Source organism: Cryobacterium sp. TMS1-13-1 (assembly GCF_004403125.1).
Taxonomy (GTDB): Bacteria; Actinomycetota; Actinomycetes; order Actinomycetales; family Microbacteriaceae; genus Cryobacterium; species Cryobacterium levicorallinum.
The window spans coordinates 223,582-243,695 of record NZ_SOGX01000007.1 but is presented as its reverse complement, the minus strand read 5'-3'; the positions used below and the strand labels follow the sequence as shown (position 1 = coordinate 243,695).

Sequence of the window (20,114 nt, the reverse complement as noted above, 5' to 3'; positions counted from 1 at the left end):
CGAGCAGCTGCGCGTAAATCTGGATCGGCGGCAGATCCACGAACGAGTCCGAATTGACGACGTCGAGAATCTGCCGGCGGTCGGCATCATCGATCCTGTTCGCCGGGATCGGCGCCGGCCCGGCCACCGGGATGCGCGGTTTCCTGGTGGCGGTCGCCCGAGGGATCCCGANCGGCCACCGGGATGCGCGGTTTCCTGGTGGCGGTCGCTCGAGGGATCCCGACCAGGTCAGCCGCGACGCGAGTCGAGATTCCTCGGCTGGCCAGTTCGCGGTAAGCGGTCATTACGGCAACGCGCGCGGTGTTTCGTCCCGCGAGCTCTTCGAAAGACTTTCGAGTAGCTCGTGCATTTTTGACATGATCTCCAACGCCACCCCCGTCGTCTCGAGGCGCTGCTCGGTCTTGCTCAGCTGGCGGCGCAACCGGGCGATTTCCGCTTGCTCCGGCGTTAACCGGCCAATCTTCTCGCCGGGTTTCTTCCCCGCGAGAACACCGGCGTCACGCAGCTTGCGCCACTCCGTGATCTGCGAGGAGTACAACCCTTCAGTGCGCAGATACGCGCCGCCCTCATGGTCCTTGATCGCCGCGTCATACGCGGCCAAATGGGCTAGCTTCTGCGCTGGGCTGAACGACCTTCTCGAGGTCGGACCACCAGCTCGCGGTCCGGAACTACTCATATAACTATCGTCGCGCACGGCGATCAAAGACGGGCTGGACATGGAGATGATTCCTGATTCTCGCCCTACGTCACACGGCGGAGTTGCTGTTAGCTACTGGCCTCACCCAACCCTGACACGTAGGGGTGGAACAACTTGTTAGAAACCCCAGACAGATAATGATCGTCGCCAAAAGGCGAGCATGGTCCCTGCCCCTAAGAGAAAAAGCTTCGTCCGGAGATCCGAAATCGTACTCAGCGAAGGACTGCTTTCCTAGACTTGATGCTGCTGGCCAAGCGATCCTGCGTGGGAGCGCCCACCAGCATTTCACGATGACCCGTCCGTCTCGCGGGGCAGACCTTCCGAATGTCCGCCGCTGGTTTCGGCTTCAAAATGCAAACAATTCAGAAGGTGGCGGAGGCATTTCACGCGCGAACTAGTGAAGACTTCCAACTCATGCCCCCCTGAGCCAAATAATTGTTCAATTATAGCAGGTTCCTAACCAGTGAGGAATAAACATGCGTATGTGCGGGTTTGGGGACCGGTGAATAAGCCCTCCCTGCTGGATCTGCTGGGAGAACTCAAGCTCACCGACGTCACCGACGTCAACGACGTCACCGACGTCAACGACGTCACCGACCGAATCCGCGGCGCGACTGAACTCTCTATCAAGAACTCATCGATGCGGAGGCGACCGCGTTCATCGGTGCCACCACGCTTGAACGCTCCGGCGACCGCACTACCCATCGCAACGGAACCCCGCCCCGCACGCTGACGACGACCGTCGGTGACCTTGGCTTGAAGATACCGAAGCTCCGCGCAGGGTTTCGGTGCACGGTCGCTCTCGTCGCTCCTGGTCGGTTATCCGCGCATACTTTGACTTATGAGACACCGACCGCGCTGCAAGGAGGCCTGTGACTGTGAGCGCTTTGTGGCGGCGTTCTGTGATCGCTATTTGGCGCATCTACCCGGCGGCTCAGAGCGGTAGTCAGCGTCTTGTATCCCATGTGTTTCAAAACACATGTGTTTCAAGACACATGGGATATAGGACACTCTGTGTGTAGGAAACAGTCGAGCGGATGCTGACACAGCATCCGTTAGAGCCAGGCGCTTCACAGGGGGAGATATGAAATTAGACGCGGTCACAGTGAAGAATTTTCGGGGGTACGCCGATGAACAAGAAATCGCGGTTGGAGGGCTCACGACAATCGTCGGCAAGAACGACGTCGGCAAGTCGACGATCCTCGAGGCCCTGGCAATCTTCTTCGGCAGCGACCTCGTCAAACCCGATTTGGGAGACGCCAACGTCGCCTCGGGGCTGCGTGAGTTCGAAGTCACCTGCACGTTCAGTGACCTGCCGGTTGGACTTGTCCTAGACGCCCAGGCCGAGACCTCCCTCTCTTCCGAGCATCTCCTGACGGAGGATGGAAGACTGACAGTGAAGAAAAGGTGGGATTGTTCCGGGGCCAAACCCAAAGAAGAAGTTTTCGTTCTCTGTCATCACCCGTCAGTAGACGGTCTGTCTGACCTTCTCCTCCTGGCGAACACTGCCTTGAAGACCCGTCTCGCTAAGTTTCTGAGTTCCGAAGAAATTGCTTCGGTGAACAAGTCAAACAACCCTGCGATGCGTCAAACGCTATGGGCGTCCGTACCCGACCTCTGCTTGGCAGAGCAGGAAGTTCCGGTGGCAAAAGAAGACTCGAAGCGGATATGGGAAAGAATCGCTCCGATGCTGCCCCACTTCGCTCTCTTCCAGTCGGACCGGGCCAGCAGAGACTCGGACAGCGAGGTGCAAGATCCAATGAAACTTGCGATCGCCGCGGCTCTAGCCGAAACGGAAGTCCAAATAGCCCTTACGGGGGTTGTTGAGGCAGTTCGAATCCGAGCTACAGAGCTTGCTTCCAGGACGCACGATGCTCTCGGAGAGCTGGATCCAGAACTTTCCGACGGCTTAGTTCCTACGTTCAAAAGCGATCCGCGCTGGGCCTCCCTATTCAGTGTGGCGCTGGAGGGCAGCGATGGAATCCCACTCAACAAACGTGGCAGTGGTGTCAGGCGGCTCGTTCTCGTGAGCTTTTTCCGAGCGGAGGCTCAGCGACTAATAGAGGAGGGGTCTAAGCGAAGCGTCATATATGCAATCGAAGAGCCCGAGACCTCGCAGCACCCACGGAATCAAAAAATTCTTCTCGAATCATTCCAGGCGATGGCCCGAGCCGACGGCTGCCAGGTCCTCCTCACAACTCACAGCCCCGGACTGGCTGGGCATCTGCCTGCTGAGAGTCTCCGCTTCGTTTCGAAGACTAGAGGCAGCGGCCCACGGATCGAGGCGGCCAACGAGGGTTCATGGGATGCAATCGCGAACGATTTAGGTATTCTTCCTGACGACCGGGTTCGAGTATTGATCTGCGTGGAGGGCCCGAACGATGTCGTAGCGTTGAAGGCCCTCAGCAAAGCTGTGAACAGCGATGGCACCGTCGCCGTAGATCTCAGTTCGGACAAGCGCTTCGCGTTCGTCCCGCTGGGCGGTGGAACTCTCCAGCAGTGGGTGTCAGAACGCTATCTCCGTGGGTTTGGTCGCCCAGAGTTTCACATCTACGACAATGACGTGGCCAAGTACCAAGACGCCGTGGATGAAGTCAATGGTCGAAGCGACGGTTCGTCTGCGAGGCTGACGACTCGGCGCGAGATGGAGAACTATCTGCATCCTGCCGTAATCAAAGCAGCCCTAGACGTCGCAGTCTCATTTGGGTTCGCCGACGACGTGCCACTAATCGTGTCGACCGAGATCAGAATGGATCCGACACGAAAGCCGCTGAACCCAAGATCGGTGAAGAGCAAGTTGGCGGAACACGCATTTCCGATGATGACGAGACAACTACTCGAATCCTCACTAGGCGCCGAAGAAGTGACGTCCTGGCTTGAGGACTTGGAGCAAATGGCTTCGGGCTACAATCGCTGACCGCTATAGATGCCTCATATCCCTAGCGATATAAGACGTCTCACCGCCGCGCCCTGGGACTCCTCCCAGATCAATCTGATGGCGACACCCTGACAAGCGACAACGCTAAATAGCGATCACAGAACACCGCCAAGGAGCGCCAACAGTCACAGGCCAATTGCGGTCCAGAAACGTTCGTTTTTGACGTCCTCGACGAAACGGGCGATCTCAATACTTAGATTGTCGAATAGGCGTCTCTAAACTCGTTTCTAAATCTACGATTCAATATCGAAAGAGCAGGATGAGTTTTGAAACAGTCGAGCTACCAGTTGGGCTACGCTGTGACTTTTGGCGCTTTTTGGCGGCATTCTGTGATCTTTATCTGTCGCGGTACCGCGCAGACATATCGGAGGTATGGTCTAGGCCGTGGCCAGACCGAGGAGGCCAGCGACAAGTCCCAGGATGGCACATATGCCGATTGTTCGTAGTGCGGACCACCGGAATTTCAGCATTAACATTGCTGCGACGGCGGCGATGATGAGGGGCATGAAGCTGAGTGAGTTCAGCAGGGGCACCTGCAGTTGCAGCGGCCCTGCGTCCAGCCGTACGGTCTCGGTGAACAGGATGTGCACGGCGAAGAAGATCGCCAGGTTAGCGATGACTCCCACGACGGCCGCGGTGATTCCGGTGAGCGCTCCGGAGAGGTTGCGATTGCCGCGGAGACGTTCGATGTGCGGTGCGCCGAGGAAGATGAAGATGAAGCAGGGCACGAACGTGACCCAGGTGGTCAGCAGCGCCCCGATGACGGCAGCGACCCAGGGGTCCAGGTCGCCGGGGTTGCGGTAGGCCCCGATGAAGCCGACGAACTGGACCACCATGATCAGGGGGCCGGGTGTGGTCTCGGCCAGCCCGAGTCCGCGGGCCATCTCCCCGGGCGTGAGCCAGTGAAAGACCTCGACCGCCTGCTGGGCTACGAAGGTCAGGACGGCGTAGGCGCCGCCGAACGTGACCAGGGCCATGGTGGAAAAGAACACACCCTGCTGTGTGAATACGGAGTCCATGCCGGTCAGGAGTACCACGGCGACCACGGGCAATGCCCACAGCGTTAGCCCAACGGTCAGAACTTTTCCGGCGCTTACGGCCGAGGGTTTGCCGGCGTTGAGCGCGTTGTCGGCGATCACTGGCTGGATGTCGTCTGGTGCGCTGCCGCTGCCGTCGATCTTCTTGGAGACGCCGGGAACGTAGCGGGTGAGCAGCCAGCCCATCAGCGCAGCGACGAGGATGACGACCGGGAACGGGACCGCGAACAGCGCGACGGCGGCGAACGCGGTGACGGCGAGCACCACGAGAGTGGGGTGCACGAGTGCACGTTGGCCGACCTTGACGATCGCTTGCCCGACGATGACCAGTGTGGCGGCGGCGATCCCGGTGAACAGCGCCGCGACGACCGGCGCATCCCCATACGCCACATAGATGGCCGACAAGGCGAGCAGGGCGACCACCCCGGGAAGCACAAACAGTGTGCCGGCGACGAGGCCGCCGCGTTTGCCGTTGAGCAGCCAACCGATATAGATGGCGAGCTGCTGCGCCTCAGGCCCGGGCAGTAACACGCAAAAGTTCATGGCGTGTTGGAATCGGCGGTGTCCGATCCATCGCTTCTCTTCGACAAGGATGCGGTGCATAACGGCGATCTGGCCGGCCGGGCCGCCGAAAGTCTCCAGGGAGACGAGGAACCAGACGCGCACGGCGTCCCGGAACGGAACCAAATCCCGGGTCTCTGCAGACGTCCCCGCGGGCGCGGGCCGGGCTTTCATGGGTTTCATGGGTGAATTACTCATCTCGTCAGGAGGCCTCGCGGCCGTGGAGCAGGCTGCGGCGGTAGAACTCATACAGACCGTCGAAGAGCGGCTTGCTGACGGCTAAGGTCTGCTCGTCGGTCCCGGTCAGGGACAGCCCCCTCAGTACCGCGTCCAGGCCGGGCGCCTCGGGAGCGTCGAAGCGCCCATCGTCGATATCGGCCTCATGCACGATCTGTGCGATCTTCCAGAGCACGGGATCGGCAAGTTCATGCCGGCGCAGAATGGTCTCGAAGGTGCAGTCGGCACCCTCGTGGGAGTACTCGGCACCGCGCAGATCGAATGCTGTTGCACCCTCCGGCGCGTCGGAGGGGTCTGCAACGAAGATGAATTGTGCGTCTTGATCGATGAAGCGCGCTATCAGCCAGGCGCACGCGGCCCGATCAATATGGACCCGCTCCCTAGTTACCCACCTCACGACGTCATCCTCGTGCTGTGGGCAGGCACCTCGCTGCCGTCGAGCAACGACAGGGCCAGGTCGTCCAACAACTGGGCGGTGTTCTCCTTGGCTGGTGGCGGAAAGTAGTCCCGCCGGCTGATTTCCCGCCAGATGCGCCGGAGCTTCTTGACCGCGGTATTCCGCGCAGCGCCGCTGAGGAGCTGGGCCTCAGTTATGAGTTCCGCGAGTTGACGGTATTCCTCGACCCGGTCCGCCGTGATTGACGCGATCAAGTCCTGTTCCTGGCGTTGAGCGCCCGCGCTGGCCAGCCACACACCAGCCTCACCACCGTTTTGCACGACCTGTTCGGCGAGCCAATCCATCTGCTCACGTGTCCTGACCTCAGCGGGCAGTGCCACCAGGTTGGTCTGCAACCGCGCAACACCGAGAACTTTGAACCTCCGCCACAGCGCAATCCTGGGAGCCGACGGCTCCCGCGGAAGGTGATAGCTCAACAGAACCCACGCGCTGGGCTCCGGAGCTCTAGAAATTACATCCACAGTTCAAGTGTAACCATAGTTACAAACGCTGGTCGGTGTAGCGAGCGGCATGCGCCCTGCGTCTTAGGGCCACAAAAGGGACGGCGACCGGGACACCATTCGGGCCTATCGCAGCGACGACGATCCGCGTGGTTCCGCTCGAGGAAAGCCGGTCTTCCGGCGTCTCAACAAAGTACAGCTTTTCGAGACGCGCGAAGCCTCCCTCGAGCCGCAGGAAGAAATGGCGGGATTCCGGGACGCAATTTGTCTTGGAAACGTGTCTCACCGCAAAGTGTCTTTGTTCCGACGCTTTTAGCAATTTCTGAGGCAGAATGGTTTCGTGAGACATCTTGGATATACGCGGGTCAGTACTAGAAGCCAAGACGCGAAGTTGCAGGTCGACGCTCTGGTCAAGTCGGGTGTGCAGGAGCGGGACATCTTCGCCGACGTCACCTCGGGTAGTCGGACCGCGATCTCACGCCCCGGGATGAAGAAGCTCCTCGAGTACGCCGAGCCTGGCGACACCGTCGTGGTGTGGAGGGTCGACCGCCTCGGACGGTCCCTCATCGACGTGTTGAACACGGTAAAGCTGCTTCGGGAGCGTGACATACAGGTGAACAGCATCTCGGATGGGATCGACCCGTCGACGACATCGGGCCGGCTGATGCTGAACATGCTCGCCACTTTGGCCGAGTACGAACGCGAGCTGATCACAGAAAGAGTGAACGCAGGGATCACAGCCGCCCGAAATGGCGGCACCAAGTTTGGTCGGCCCTTGTCCGATCCCGTGGTTGTCGCCGACAAACTCAAACTCGTCTCCGAGGCCCGGGCGAAGGGCCGCACTGCGGAGGATGCGGCAAAGCTCGTCGGGTGGAGCCGAGCCACTTTGTACAGGCATCAGCAGGCCCTTGCGGGCCGCGAGAGCACGACTGTGTAGGTGACTCGTGGACGCAGCCGAGCGGTGGCGTGTTCTTCGGCTGCATGTCGAAGACCAGATCCCGCTCGCTGTCCTTGCCCGGGAGACCGGGATCTCCGCTCGGACTCTGCAGCGCTGGCACCATCTCTACCGGGCAGGCGGCGTCGCCTTCCTTGACCCCCATGCGCGTATAGACAAAGGTGTCCGCCGAACTTCGGTCCAGACGGTCGCGTTCATCGAACGGCTGGCGCTCACTCGGCCGCGCCCGAGTCTCGCCACGCTGCATCGTCTCGCCGTCACTGATGCTCAGGCTCGTGAGCTGCCGGCGCCGAGCTATGCGACCGTGCGGCAGATCGTTCAGGCCCTCGATCCGGCTCTGGTCACCCTGGCGCTGGAGGGGCCGGTCTCGTACCGGGACAAGCACGAGCTCGTTTTCCGGCGCCGCGCGGAGTACCCGAACCAGATGTGGCAGTCCGACCACACTGAACTCGACATCCTTATCGTCGGCGGTGACGGGAAGCCTGACCGGCCGTGGCTGACGACCGTGATGGACGACTACTCCCGTGCGATCTGCGGATATATGGTCTTCAGCGGCGCCCCCTCAGCTATCAACACTGCCCTGGCTCTGCGGCAGGCGATCTGGCGGAAGACGGACCCGGCGTGGGCAATGTGCGGCATCCCCGACATCCTGCACGTGGACCACGGCTCCGACTTCATCAGCCACCACCTCGAGCGGACCGCTTTAGCCCTGCACGTCAGGATCATCCACTCGACCGTCGGCCGACCACAGGGGCGCGGCAAGATCGAGAGGTTCTTCGGCACGATCAACACGGAACTCCTGAGCGGGCTACCTGGCCACCTCGGCCCTGGAAGTCGAGCACCAACGCCTGTCCTCGACCTTAACGGTCTAGATCGTGCGATCGGCGAATTTATCGGCACCTACAACGACCGGTCCCATAGCGAGCTAGGGATCTCACCGCGAGATGCCTGGGTCGCCGACGGCTGGTTGCCGCGGATGCCCGAAAGTCTTCAAGAACTCGACGGTCTGCTCCTCACTGTTCCGAAGAACCGGGTCGTGCAGCGCGACGGTATCCACTTCCAAGGCCAGCGCTACCTCGCCCCGACCCTGGCCCCGTTCGTCGGCCACACCATCACGATCCGGTACGACCCCCGCGATATTTCAGAGATTCGCGTCTACGACCGGGACACGTTCATCTGCACGGCCATCGATGAAGCCCACCCCAATCTGCGCCTCAGCCTTCGCGAAATCGAAACGGCCCGCCGCGCCCGCCGCAAGCAGCTGCGGCGAGCCATCAACGATCGCATCCCGACCGTTGCCCCTCGCGAGGAACCTCGCATCCCCGAACCCACGAAGCGGCGGCCGAAGCTGCGCACCTACGAGGAGGACGAGTGATGAACCAAGCATTCATCGTCACCAAGGAACACCGGCGATTCACCGAGTTCGCCAACGCCGTGCGGAAGGAGAAGACCATCGGGATCTGTCACGGCGCTGCCGGCGTGGGGAAGACTAACTCCGCCCGTCGGTACGCGAACTGGGACGCGCTCGAGGCATACATCAACGAGTGGGGTCCGCGTGGGGAGCACGACGCGAAACACTACGCCCTCGCGAACCGATCGCGCACAGTCTTCTACACGCCAGAAGTCCTCTGTCGACCAAAGGACCTCATGAGTGAGCTGATGCACTGGCAGATCAAAGTAGGGATCTGCGCCGATGAGCACCTCCGCTCTCTCCTGCCGGAGCCGAAATCGGTAAGGCAGAAGGACGTCACCCAGCTCGTCGAGCTGCTCATCATCGACGAGGCCGAGCGACTCACCCCCACCGCCGTGGAGCTGCTCCGCGATCAGCACGACCGCACTCACCGGGCGATAATCCTGATCGGCATGCCCGGCATTGACGAACGATTCCGCCACTACCCCCAGCTTTACAGCCGGCTCGGGTTCTCCCACCAGGACCGTGCCTTGGGACGCGAAGAGCTCTTGTTCGTTCTCGATCGTCATTGGAAGCGACTTGGCAAGACTCTCGATCCTGACGATTTCACCGATGCGCAAGCCATCGCCGCCATCGAGCGAATCACCCGCGGCAATTTCCGCCTTCTCGAGCGGCTCTTCCCTCAGATCAATCGGGTACTCAAGATCAACCAGCTGGACACGATCACGGACGACGTCATCGAGGCAGCGGCCAGCATCCTCGTCATCGGCAACTAGCGACACGAAGCGATCACAGAACGCCGCCAAGAAGCACCAAACTCCACATCCTTACGCGAAAGGTCAAACGGGACAAGTTCGCTCAGACTGTGTGCGGGGCCCTGTCTTTGCGGGGCGTTCCCGTATGAGGTCCCGGTTGCGGGACTGAGGGGTTAGACGCTTTGCGAAGGTGACCAAACTCTTCAGCTCAGACTGCGGTCAGTAGGATTAATCCATGCAGCTGGGTGTGGGCACGAGAGCGTCCGTGACATTGGAGCCTGTTCGATATGAGTTCGCGAATCCCGCGCGCGATAAGTGGGATGACAACTGGCTGGTCATCAGCGGGCAGGTATCGGCGCCTGACGCGGCTTGGCGATTTGCCGCCCCATGTCTGACGACGTTCGAAGCGAAACACATTTCAACCTGGCTGCGCAGCGTGGCCAGTCGCGACATCCCCGTAAGCATCGTCGGAGACGCCGGGGTCGTGGCGTCTCTCGAATTTACCGAACCAAATCTTGCGTTCAGCGTTGACAGATATCAGGACGTGTCGACGTCGGTCAGGGTGCACTTTGCACTTGAAAGCAAGCCTGTTGGCCAGAGCAGCGAGGACCAGTTCTGGGTCGAGGTCGAAGTGACGGCTGCAGACCTTGACTCGGCGGCCGACGAATGGGACAAGGCCCTGTCAGTCTTTCCGGACCGCTAGGCGTTCGTCTTGTGGGGGACGATGGCCTTGGCCACCCGAGCCATAAACTGGGGCAATGGCATTGACCGAGACACAATCCCGTCACCTCACGCCGTGAAACAGCCTGCGAAGCCAGCTAGTTCGCCCATCAATGCTTTGCCTCTGCGGCGCGTTGAGGAGTACCCGCCCAATCGTATGGACCGCGGAGCGTGGCCGGCCACCCTCGCGCCAGTACGACAGCTCCTGGACGATGGGCTCGAGCTAGGACCGATGACGATCCTTGTTGGCGACAACGGCTCAGGCAAGTCAACCCTGGTGGAGGCCATCGCGATGGCATTTGGTATGAACGCCGAAGGCGGATCCACCAACGCCATGAATCGCACCTAATCCTTCCGAGTCCAACCTCGCCGACCATTTACAACTCGTTCGCGTCGGCGGAGCATCACGGCGGGGATTCTTCCTGCGGGCGGAAACGATGCACGGACTCTTCACCTATCTTGAGTCGATCGGCGACACTGGCTCGTTTCACCAACGCAGCCACGGTGAGTCATTTCTGGATTTGGTGGTGGCCCGGTCTGAAATGCGCGGGCTTTGGATTCTTGATGAGCCCGAGTCTGCGCTATCTCTTCCTGGCTGCCTCGCGCTCATCGGTCTCCTCCGTGATCTCATCAACGGCGGATCGCAAGTTCTTCTGTCGACGCACTCTCCCGTGCTGGCTGCCTACCCTGATGCGGACCGGTATGAGATTGGTGATTGGGGTATCCGCGCCTGCGAATACGATGACCTCGACCTCGTGCGGAACTGGCGCGCATTCTTGGACACCCCTGAACGATTCCTCCGCCACATAACCTAAATCGTCGCGTATGAGGTTCCGCTTACAGCCTTTAGGTTGGGAGGATGGATGAAGAGGTGTTAGCCGGGGGAAACTCGAGCACGATCGTGCGGGTAGGCGACACGGTTCACCGCCCAGCAGGACTATGGACTCCCGCGGTGCATCAACTCCTGACCACACTCCGCGCGGCGGGAGTGACGGAAGTACCCGAGCCCTTCGGCCTGGACGAGCAGGGCCGCGAGGTGCTGTCCTACCTCCCTGGAATCGTCGGCAACTACCCAATGCCAAGCTGGATCTGGTCGCCGACGATCCTGCACGAGGCTGGATCTTTGCTCCGACGGGTACATGACGCCGACGCGCCACTCGCACACCGGGCCGCCACGTGGCAGCTGCCGGCGCACGAGCCAATCGAGGTGGTGTGCCTGAACGACGTCGCTCCCTACAACATGGTCTTCCAAGACGGGCACATCACGGGACTTATCGACGTCGACATGGCTTCTCCGGGGCCTCGGATTTGGGATCTCGCTTACCTCGCATATCGGCTCGTACCGCTCGGCGAGTACACAGACCATGACGTTCCAGGAGAGGATGCTCGCCCCGGTCGGCTCGATGCACTCATTCGTTCCTACGGATATGACTTCGACCAGGCCGCCGTCCTCCGTACGGCAGCGGATCGAATGGAGGATCTGGCCATTTTCACGGATCAACGTGCCGCCGACACAGGTCGCAATGACTTCGTCGAACACGCCGCACTCTACCGACGCGATCGCGCCCGACTTCTCGAAATGAGCGCGAGCCTGTCGCTACGGGTTTTGAAGACCCTTTAGCCGTTTCTCCGCGGACCAGTTCGCGGGCTGCCTCCGCGTCTACGATGCCGTCTAATCTTGGGCCATGGTTGATCAATCCGTTGTGACTCTGATCACGGGCGCCGAACACCGGCTGCTACTTCCTTCGGTGCGCCGACGCGGCTCAGAGGTAGATTCCTCACCCCAGGCTGCGGCGCCGTGTTCGGCGAAACAGCTCTGTCCGCTGGCGGTAGAAACGGGCAGCGCCTACTACCCGGGCGGGAAGTGATGAGCCGGCTGGACGGGGAGACCAACGGAACCTCCGCGAGATGAACGCCGGCGAGCTACTGGAGGCGATCGACGCCCAGGACGAGACGCTCAGCATCGGGTTGCCGTTCGAGGACCGCGTCCGGTTGGCGGTGGATGACGTCTACTCGTCGTTCACGGACTCCACGGTCGCGGGTCTGATCCGGCGGGCGGGGCTGCGTTACCGAACGCTGACCTGCGCCGCATCGACTTGCTCGACGAGTGCGACCCTGAACCGGCAGCTCCTGGCCCTGCTCGGCACCTGCCCTTCGTGGGCCGGCAGCAGAACGTCGTCTTCCAAGGGTTCACCGGGTCGGGGAAGTCGTATCTGGGTGGCGCGCTGCCCAGGGCGGATAGGACGGCGAAGCTGGGCTCGGGCATCGCGTGGAGGCGCGGCAGGAAGTAGAGGGCGGTGCCACTGACCCCCAAGGCTGAACATTGGGTTATATCACAGCAGCCCGCGAAGCGCAGTCCCCTCATGAGCCGACGTGTGATCATCTGCGGCAAGTCATACCTTTCAATTGCACCTGTGTTGAACGCTCAATATGGGCAAAGTCATTGGTGACTACTTGGCAATCCACTACCCACAAGGAAAAGGATTTTTCATGCTTAAAAGATTTTCGGAACAGATGCGTCTCAAGCTCGTCACCGCAGCGGCTGCCTCGTCGGCGATCCTGATCGGCATGACCGGACTGGCCCTTAGCACGCCCGCTTCGGCCGCTCCCGCCCCACAAGCCAACGGTACCGCTGCTGCCGCAGTCCCCGGCGAGCTCGTCGTCGGCTACGTGGCCGGCGCCTCCGCCGACCAGCGCGAGCGTGCTCGCGGGCACGCCTCGGCACGGTTCGCCGAGCGCATCGTCGCCGCCGCCGCCGACCGCACCGAGGTCGAGCTCGTCCGTCTGCCGCAGGGCAAGAACCTGAACCAGGCGATCGCGCAGCTGAAGAGTGACCCCGCCGTCGCCTACGCCGAGCCGAACTACGTCCTGACCCACCAGGCCACCGCCACCGACCCCATCTTCACCAGCACCAATACCTCCCAAGACCTCTGGGGCATGTACGGCGACGCCTCGACCCCCGCCAACGCCTACGGCAGCCAGGCCGCCGAGGCCTGGACCGCCGGCCACACGGGGTCGAAGAGCGTCTACGTCGGGATCATCGACGAGGGCATCCAGTACACCCACCCCGAGCTCTCCGGGCAGGTCTGGACCAACCCCTTCGAGACCGCGGCGGACGGCGTGGACAACGACGGCAACGGCTACGTCGACGACGTCAACGGCTGGGACTTCGCCAACAGCGACAACACCATCTATGACGGTGGTTCCAGAGGCTCGCTCGACAACCACGGCACGCACGTGTCCGGGACCATCGGCGCCAAGGCCAACAACGGGCAAGGCGTAGCCGGCATGAACTGGGACGTGACCCTGATCAGCGGCAAGTTCCTCGGCCGCCAGGGCGGATCCCTGGCCGACGCGGTCAAGTCGGTCGACTACTTCACCGACCTCAAGACCCGCCACGGCCTGAACATCGTGGCGACCAACAACAGCTGGGGCGGCGGCGCCTTCTCCCAGACCCTGCTCGACGCCATCACGCGCGCCAACGCCGCGAACATCCTGTTCGTCGCGGCCGCCGGCAACAGCGGCACGAACAACGACACGACGGCGTCCTACCCGTCCAACTACGACGTCGCCAACGTCATCGCAGTCGCCGCCATCGACCGCAATGGGGCGCTGGCGTCCTTCAGCCAGTACGGCGCCAAGACCGTCGACCTCGGCGCCCCCGGAGTCGGTGTCTGGTCGACGACCGCCTTCAACACCTACTCGTCCTACAACGGCACCTCAATGGCCACGCCACACGTCACGGGCGCGGCCGCCCTCTACGCCTCCACGCACCCCGGTGCGACAGCGGCGCAGATCAAGAGCGCGATCCTGAGCTCGGTCGTCCCGACGGCCTCCCTCAGCGGCAAGACGGTCACCGGCGGACGGCTCAACGTCAGCGGCTTCTGACCTAGCAGACGGTCAGCGGGTGTGGTCGGGGCGAGAGCCCGGACCACACCCGCTTCTCGTTGCCGAGCGCCGTCTCCAAGACTGACTGACAGTTCACGACGCCACGCTCAACAACGGGCTCGTCGTGCACCACGTCCGTGGACTCAACTAGCCGTCATTGCGGCTCTTCTCAGTTTGGTGTTCGGCGCCACAGCGGCGAGTGCCAATCACTCATGGGGCGGCTATCACTGGGCTCGAACCAGTAACCCGTTCACGTTGAAACTCGGCGACAATGTGACCTCTGCCTGGGGCACACTCTGAAAGCCCCGGTCACGCCAGTTGCAGCAATTGTTCGTTGCGTTCAGGCTGCAACTATCTGGGCCGATACACATCGGCGCGGTGATCCACCTGCACGACGATGATCACCAGCCGTTCCTCGACGATGTCATAAATAATGCGATAGGGGCCACGGCGCGCGCTCCACAGACCTGCCAGTTCACGTTGCAAAGGGTTACCGACTCGCCGCGGGTATCGGGCGAGGTCTCCGTAGACGAACTCAATTATCGCTGGCACAATCCGGGGCGGTACTCCTTGTAAATCTCGGCGGGCCGAACCAGCGAATTCGACCTCGCAGCTCTTCTCGTCGTCCGAGCTCACTTCGACGATCGACGGGGAACGTTGAACTCGGCGCGTATCTCGTCCTCGCCAATCGTGCGACCGTCGACCAGCTCCTGGCGCGCTTGGGCGACGGCAGCGAGAGTCCCGGGCCGAGAAAGCCAAAAGAGCGTCTCCTGCAACGAATCCCACTCATCGGCTCCGATCAACACCGCCACCGGGAATCCATTTTTCGTGATCGTCACCTGCTCGTGAGTGAGCGACACCGCGTCGACGAACTCACTCAGCCGGTCCTTGACCTTAGAAATCGGTAGCGTCTGCATGCCACCACCGTAGGCCCGAATCCTGGCCATAAATAGGCCCATATAGTGGCTCTTCTTGGCGATCGTTGTCTTGCGGTGAGCGAACGGATTAGTCTGCCGCGCTCTGTCGCGTGTCGTCGCGACCTTTGCGCCCCGGTCATCGGCCGGCCCACAACTCAGCGATCGGGATCTCCCGGTTCAGCACGTTCGATGCGGCGCGGTGGCCGGAGCAGAGCGCCGCGGTGACCGTGGCAGGGTCATCCGTCCAGGTCGCCTCTCCGGCGATATGGAGCACCCCGCCGACGGGCGTCGCGAGGTCGTCGTGGTCGGCCGTGGTAGCGCCGCGCGTCATGTACGCGTAGGAACCACGAGCAAAGGGATCGTCCTGCCACGCGGTGATGTCAACCCGGGTTGGAAACTCCACCTTGTCGCCGTACAGTCTCCGCAGCTGCGCCAGAACCGAGTCGACAACCTGCAGGTCAGTCCAGTTACGGATCTCGCGAGCCGCAGGCCCGGCGGCGAAAGTCAGCAGGGTAGGCGTTCCGTGCAGGGCCGTCAGGTCGTACCAGGAGTGCCACGCGCGACCCTCGGGTCCTTGCTGCCGGATTGCATAGACTCCGTCGTCCCAGAATTTCGTCGGAAACCGCAGGAAAATCTTCTCGAAGGCGTTCATCGTGAGCCGCCCCAGGGCACCCACGTTCGGTTCCGGGAGCGGCGGTTCGATGGTGAACTCCGGTGACCGGAGCACCCCGACGGGCACCGTCACGACGGCCGTGTCCGCGGTCAGAATGCCGCGGTCCGTCGTGACCGTGACGCCCGTCGTCGCCCACCGCACGTGGCTAACAATGTGCTCCAGCCGAACGTCGAGTCCGGCCGCGAGGTGCGTGGCAAGGCGGTCATAGCCGTCGGGAAAGACCACCTCGTCACCCTCTATGACATCGTCGTCGAGTCCGTGGGCGGCAAGATCGTCGATCCAAACCCCGTACTGCTCTTCGCTGCGGTGCTGCAAAAACTCCCGCACACGTTCGGCCCGAGCCGGGTGCCAGCCCTGGCCAGCGAGCGCTGTCTCGGTCACGTCACGGTAGGAGGCATCCGCTTGTGACGCAGCGACCGCCTTGACGAGCGCGGCATCAACCGAGCGGATGTCGTCGGTGAAGGCGCGCGCGGCGTCATCGGGCAGTCGCTCACCGCTTGGACCGTAGTACGCGATCGGGCGGCTGTTCGGTTGGTATCCGCCGACCGTGAACTCGACGGTTGGCATCCCAAATGCCGCGGCCGCTGCTGCGACGGGGTTGTCGGTGATGCCGTGGATCCACGATGCGCCGCGATCGGTGACGTACCCGTCGGCGCGATCCGTACAGACCCGGCCGCCCACACGGTCGCGGGCCTCGAGCACCACGACGCGGCGGCCGGCGTTCGCCAGCAGTCGAGCAGCGGCCAGCCCCGCCACCCCGGCGCCAACCACGATCGCATCGAAATGTTCCATGCCTAACCATCTCCTACGGGGGCGAGCAGCGCTGCCAAAGTCGGCTGCCATTCAGCCGTGAGCCCACTCTCCCATCCTCGTCCTCGATGACGGCGGCGGGGGTCGCTGAGAGTCTGAACTTGACCGTACGGGGGGATGCGCATGTTGGGTTGATACCGCAGTCGCTGGCCGATTCCCACGGCCACCGACATTGCATATGCTCTCGGAATCCTCGCGGTGTTCGGCAAGGGCATCCCCTCCCTGTCGGAATCGCCCTCGGCGGTTGGCTGTCAACGTTTATCGGTCCCAAGACCGAGAAGCCCGACCTGACCTTTGCCGCACTGATCACAGCCGGCGCCCTCGGCGGAATCGGCGCGGTGGCGGTCATGATCTACCCCCTCGCCTGCTACAGTTCCATGCACTTCGCGGGCGTCGCGACCCGGTGACCGGCTCGGCGCATCCGCTCGTCAGAGGCTGTCTCGTCAACGGCTGTTCGGGCACACGAAGAGGCCTCAGTCTTTCGACTGAGGCCTCTTCGTCACTCCAATTTGACTTAGTGGCTGCTCAAAGCCGGCTCATCAAACTGGTTGCTCGTGTTGTTCACGCCGCCAGCCTTCAGCGCGGCTTCGCCGGCGAAGTACTCCTTGTGGTTGTCACCCAGGTCGGAGCCCGACATGTTCTGGTGCTTGACCGTGGCGATTCCCTCACGGATTTCGCGACGCTGCACGCCCTTGACGTAAGCGAGCATGCCCTGGTCGGCGAAGTAGCCCTTGGCCAGGTCATCCGTCGAGAGTGCGGCCGTGTGGTAGGTCGGCAGGGTGATGAGGTGGTGGAAGATACCGGCCTCTTTCGAGCTGTCGCGCTGGAAGGTGCGGATCTTCTCGTCGGCGTTCAGGGCCAGTTCGGTCTCGTCGTAGTCGACGCTCATGAGCTTGGCACGGTCGTAAGCGGAGACGTCCTTGCCCGCGGCGAGGAGTGCGTCGTAGGCCTGCTGACGGAAGTTCAAGGTCCAGTTGAACGACGGGCTGTTGTTGTAGACCAGCTTGGCGTTCGGAATGACCTTGCGCACCTCGTTCATCATGCCCGCGATCTGGCCGATGTGCGGCTTCTCGGTTTCGATCCAGAGCAGGTCGGCACCATTCTGCAGCGACGTGATGCTGTCGAGCACGCAACGCGCCTCGCCGGTTCCGGCGCGGAACTGGAACAGGTTGCTGGCCAGGCGCTTCGGGCGAAGCAGCTTGCCATCGCGCTTGATGACCACGTCGCCGTTGCCGAGGTCGGCCTCGGTGATCTCGTCAACGTCGAGGAAGGAGTTGTACTGGTCGCCCAGGTCACCGGGCGTGTACGTCACGGCGAGCTTCTGCGTGAGGCCGGCACCGAGCGAGTCGGTGCGCGAGACGATGATGCCATTCTCGATACCGAGCTCGAGGAACGCATAGCGAACGGCGTTCAGCTTGGCGATGAAGTCTTCGTGAGGAACGGTTACCTTGCCGTCCTGGTGGCCACACTGCTTCTCGTCCGACACCTGGTTCTCGATCTGAATGGCGCAGGCGCCAGCCTCGATCATTTTCTTGGCCAGGAGGTAGGTGGCTTCGGGGTTACCGAAGCCGGCATCGATGTCGGCGATGATCGGCACAACATGGGTCTCGAAGTTGTCAATCTGCACCTGGATCGCAGCTGCCTTGGCGTCGTCGCCAACGATGCGGGCGTTGTCGAGGCCGGTGAAGAGCAGGTCGAGCTCGCGGGCGTCGGCCTGGCGAAGGAAGGTGTAGATCTCCTCGACGAGAGCGGGAACGGTCGTCTTCTCGTGCATGGACTGGTCGGGGAGCGGACCGAATTCGCTGCGCAGCGCCGCAACCATCCAGCCGGACAGGTACAGGTAGCGCTTGTTGGTCGTCTTAAGGTGCTTCTTGATCGAGATCATCTTCTGCTGGCCGATGAAGCCGTGCCACACACCGAGCGACTGGGTGTAGATGGAGGAATCTCCGTCGTACTCCCCCATGTCCTTGCGCATGATGTCGGCCGTGTACTGCGCGATCTCCAGGCCGGTCTTGAAACGGTTCTGGGCACGCATGCGGGCGACAGACTCCGGGTTGATGGCGTCCCAGCTGCTTCCAACCTGCTGCTTGAGGGCTTCGATGGCCGCGATGTCTTTCCGGTAGACAGTCATGTTAATTCCTTCGACGTGTGAGTTGGGCTGAGCCGGAACTTCTGACTCAACGAGCCGCTATCGGCTGATAAATCCAGATTGGCGCAAGAACAGTGACTCTTTCCCAAGACAGTCGAGAGAATAAATGCGGTTCTTCTGCAATTGAAAAGTTATTCGCGGAGTTGGGTGCTTCCGGGGGCATCTCCGGTCACGACGATGACCAGCCGGCACCTGGGGCACCGATGGCACTCTTCCAGACCATCAGCGGTGTCGACGCCGTCCGGGATCATCTCGGTGCCGCAGGCCGGGCAGGCGGGACCGTCGTCGTCGTCGTCGTCAAAGTCCTTCATCACACGGGCGATTTCAGGCCGGCGCCGCACAGCGGCACGACCACGGACTCGGCCGTGAGCAGGCTCGCGGCCACCGCCCAGGTGGGGCTGGCTTTGTCGAACGTCGAGTCAACGGCGGCGCGCACGGCAGCGAAGCAGACAGCCGAGGTCGGCTCGACGAAGAGTCCCTCGTCGGCCAGTTCGTGGCGCGCGCCCGCGGTTTGCCGGTCACTGACGGAAACGATCGTGCCACCGGTGGCACGCACGGCGGACAGAATCTGCCGGCCCCGGGGAGGCGCCGCGATGGCGATACCCTCGGCGAACGTGGTGCCGCCGTCAACCGCCGCGGGCATCGCGAATCCCTGCGCCATGGCCTGTTCCAGCGGCGAACAAGCGGCTGCCTGCACCGCGACAATCCGCGGCATCCGCTCGGCAAGACCAGCGGCGACCAGCTCGCTGAAAGCGAGGTGACAGCCGAGCACCAGCGTGCCGTTGCCGACCGGAACCACCACCGTCTCGGGCAGCGAGCGCCCGCGCTGCTCCCAGATCTCATAGCCGTACGTTTTTACGCCGTGCAGAAAGTACGGGTGATAGACGTGGCTCGCGTACATGACGCCGGGTCGGCCCGCTGCCCGCAGAGCGGCCGCTGCGGTATCCGCGCGCGAGCCGGGTACCAGTTCGACCGTGGCGCCGTGCGCGCGCATCTGCGCGAGCTTGCCGGGCGAGGTGGACTCGGGAACGTAGACCGTGCAGCCGATGCCGGCCCGCCCGAAATAGGCGGCCATCGCCGTGCCGGCGTTTCCGCTGCTGTCGACCATGGCGTTGGTCACACCGAGCCGTTGGGCGAGGGTCGCGAGCAAGACCGCGCCGCGGTCTTTGAACGAGAGCGTCGGCAGCAGAAAGTCGAGTTTGAACTGTACGTGGCCGAGAGCGCGGGACGGCACGAGGGGCGTGAAGCCCTCCCCCAGAGTGATCGCCGGGTCGACGGCGATCGGCAGCGCCTCGGCATAGCGCCAGAGCGAGGGAGCGCGGCCGGGCAGCGCCTGGGCATCCACTTTGATGTCGAATTCGGCGACGTCGAGTAGGCCGCCGCAGGTGCAGCGCCAGACCAGGCTCTCGACCGGATAGACGGCGGCGCACTCGGAGCAGACAAGGTCAGGCATCCCTCGATGCTAGCTG

The 20,114-nt window shown here is 62.4% G+C and carries 19 protein-coding genes and 2 pseudogenes; 11 read left to right on the top strand and 10 right to left on the bottom strand.

The features are described 5' to 3' along the window. Positions 1 to 283: 283 nt before the first annotated feature. Positions 284 to 718 (bottom strand): hypothetical protein, encoded by a 435-nt coding sequence (locus E3T31_RS06830; protein WP_134468070.1) that lies wholly within the window; start codon positions 716 to 718, stop codon positions 284 to 286. A gap of 597 nt (positions 719 to 1,315) precedes the next feature. Here E3T31_RS06830 and E3T31_RS18265 point away from each other — a divergent pair. Next, a pseudogene (locus tag E3T31_RS18265) lies at positions 1,316 to 1,480 on the top strand (transposase); the annotation flags it as partial. A 301-nt stretch (positions 1,481 to 1,781) separates the two neighbouring features. Further along, the gene (locus E3T31_RS06815) at positions 1,782 to 3,614 is read left to right on the top strand and encodes an ATP-binding protein (protein ID WP_134468068.1); all 1,833 of its coding nucleotides are present in this window, start codon (positions 1,782 to 1,784) and stop codon (positions 3,612 to 3,614) included. Between the two features lie 398 nt (positions 3,615 to 4,012). On the opposite strand, the gene chrA is transcribed toward E3T31_RS06815, so the two are convergent. Genes chrA through E3T31_RS06800 form a run of 3 tightly spaced genes read right to left on the bottom strand, consistent with a single transcriptional unit; the run spans position 4,013 to position 6,388 of the window. Next, the gene (gene chrA, locus E3T31_RS06810; protein WP_241977710.1) at positions 4,013 to 5,416 is read right to left on the bottom strand and encodes a chromate efflux transporter; all 1,404 of its coding nucleotides are present in this window, start codon (positions 5,414 to 5,416) and stop codon (positions 4,013 to 4,015) included. A 19-nt stretch (positions 5,417 to 5,435) separates the two neighbouring features. After that, the gene (locus E3T31_RS06805) at positions 5,436 to 5,867 is read right to left on the bottom strand and encodes a chromate resistance protein ChrB domain-containing protein (RefSeq protein ID WP_134468067.1); all 432 of its coding nucleotides are present in this window, start codon (positions 5,865 to 5,867) and stop codon (positions 5,436 to 5,438) included. Further along, a complete protein-coding gene (locus E3T31_RS06800; RefSeq protein ID WP_198416988.1) occupies positions 5,864 to 6,388 on the bottom strand; it encodes a Chromate resistance protein ChrB in 525 nt (174 codons plus the stop codon). The genes E3T31_RS06805 and E3T31_RS06800 overlap by 4 nt, the downstream gene beginning before the upstream one ends. 319 nt (positions 6,389 to 6,707) lie before the next feature. Here E3T31_RS06800 and E3T31_RS06795 point away from each other — a divergent pair, with 319 nt between their 5' ends. The 8 genes from E3T31_RS06795 (at position 6,708) to E3T31_RS06765 (ending at position 14,096) form a co-directional block, all read left to right on the top strand. Then, positions 6,708 to 7,304, top strand: a complete 597-nt coding sequence (locus E3T31_RS06795) for a recombinase family protein (RefSeq protein WP_134468066.1) — start codon at positions 6,708 to 6,710, stop codon at positions 7,302 to 7,304. Between the two features lie 7 nt (positions 7,305 to 7,311). Beyond that, a complete protein-coding gene (locus E3T31_RS06790) occupies positions 7,312 to 8,697 on the top strand; it encodes a Mu transposase C-terminal domain-containing protein (protein ID WP_134468065.1) in 1,386 nt (461 codons plus the stop codon). Beyond that, positions 8,697 to 9,509, top strand: a complete 813-nt coding sequence (locus E3T31_RS06785) for an AAA family ATPase (RefSeq protein ID WP_134468064.1) — start codon at positions 8,697 to 8,699, stop codon at positions 9,507 to 9,509. The genes E3T31_RS06790 and E3T31_RS06785 overlap by 1 nt, the downstream gene beginning before the upstream one ends. Before the next feature lie 214 nt (positions 9,510 to 9,723). Continuing rightward, positions 9,724 to 10,191, top strand: a complete 468-nt coding sequence (locus tag E3T31_RS06780; protein ID WP_134468063.1) for a hypothetical protein — start codon at positions 9,724 to 9,726, stop codon at positions 10,189 to 10,191. 249 nt (positions 10,192 to 10,440) lie between these two features. After that, positions 10,441 to 10,557 carry an AAA family ATPase gene (locus E3T31_RS18665; RefSeq protein WP_370304346.1) on the top strand — a complete coding sequence of 39 codons (117 nt, stop codon included), beginning with the start codon at positions 10,441 to 10,443 and terminating at the stop codon, positions 10,555 to 10,557. An 88-nt stretch (positions 10,558 to 10,645) separates the two neighbouring features. Beyond that, positions 10,646 to 11,023 (top strand): hypothetical protein, encoded by a 378-nt coding sequence (locus tag E3T31_RS18660; protein ID WP_370304345.1) that lies wholly within the window; start codon positions 10,646 to 10,648, stop codon positions 11,021 to 11,023. Positions 11,024 to 11,160: 137 nt separating this feature from the next. After that, positions 11,161 to 11,829, top strand: coding sequence for a phosphotransferase (locus tag E3T31_RS06770; protein WP_241977708.1), 669 nt, complete (start codon positions 11,161 to 11,163; stop codon positions 11,827 to 11,829). A gap of 869 nt (positions 11,830 to 12,698) precedes the next feature. Further along, positions 12,699 to 14,096 carry a S8 family peptidase gene (locus tag E3T31_RS06765; protein ID WP_198416987.1) on the top strand — a complete coding sequence of 466 codons (1,398 nt, stop codon included), beginning with the start codon at positions 12,699 to 12,701 and terminating at the stop codon, positions 14,094 to 14,096. 351 nt (positions 14,097 to 14,447) lie between these two features. On the opposite strand, the gene E3T31_RS06760 is transcribed toward E3T31_RS06765, so the two are convergent. The 3 genes from E3T31_RS06760 to E3T31_RS06750 all read right to left on the bottom strand — a co-directional run bounded on the left by E3T31_RS06760 (position 14,448) and on the right by E3T31_RS06750 (position 16,478). Beyond that, on the bottom strand, positions 14,448 to 14,732 hold the full coding sequence (locus tag E3T31_RS06760; RefSeq protein WP_134468061.1) for a type II toxin-antitoxin system RelE/ParE family toxin: 285 nt from the start codon (positions 14,730 to 14,732) through the stop codon (positions 14,448 to 14,450). Then, on the bottom strand, positions 14,729 to 15,055 hold the full coding sequence (locus tag E3T31_RS06755) for a type II toxin-antitoxin system Phd/YefM family antitoxin (RefSeq protein WP_304993880.1): 327 nt from the start codon (positions 15,053 to 15,055) through the stop codon (positions 14,729 to 14,731). The genes E3T31_RS06760 and E3T31_RS06755 overlap by 4 nt, the downstream gene beginning before the upstream one ends. Before the next feature lie 94 nt (positions 15,056 to 15,149). Beyond that, entirely contained in the window at positions 15,150 to 16,478 is a 1,329-nt protein-coding gene (locus E3T31_RS06750) for an NAD(P)/FAD-dependent oxidoreductase (RefSeq protein ID WP_134468060.1), read from the bottom strand. 165 nt (positions 16,479 to 16,643) lie between these two features. Here E3T31_RS06750 and E3T31_RS18655 point away from each other — a divergent pair. Then, positions 16,644 to 16,718, top strand: a pseudogene (locus E3T31_RS18655) (Na+/H+ antiporter NhaA); the annotation flags it as partial. A gap of 292 nt (positions 16,719 to 17,010) precedes the next feature. Here the strand turns inward: E3T31_RS18655 and E3T31_RS06740 are convergent. The 3 genes from E3T31_RS06740 to E3T31_RS06730 form a co-directional block, all read right to left on the bottom strand. Beyond that, positions 17,011 to 18,627, bottom strand: coding sequence for an isocitrate lyase (locus E3T31_RS06740; protein WP_134468059.1), 1,617 nt, complete (start codon positions 18,625 to 18,627; stop codon positions 17,011 to 17,013). 149 nt (positions 18,628 to 18,776) lie between these two features. Beyond that, positions 18,777 to 18,956, bottom strand: coding sequence for a hypothetical protein (locus tag E3T31_RS06735; protein ID WP_134468058.1), 180 nt, complete (start codon positions 18,954 to 18,956; stop codon positions 18,777 to 18,779). Next, complete coding sequence (locus E3T31_RS06730) at positions 18,956 to 20,098, bottom strand: threonine synthase (protein WP_134468057.1); 1,143 nt, start codon at positions 20,096 to 20,098, stop codon at positions 18,956 to 18,958. The genes E3T31_RS06735 and E3T31_RS06730 overlap by 1 nt, the downstream gene beginning before the upstream one ends. Between the last annotated feature and the right edge of the window lie 16 nt (positions 20,099 to 20,114).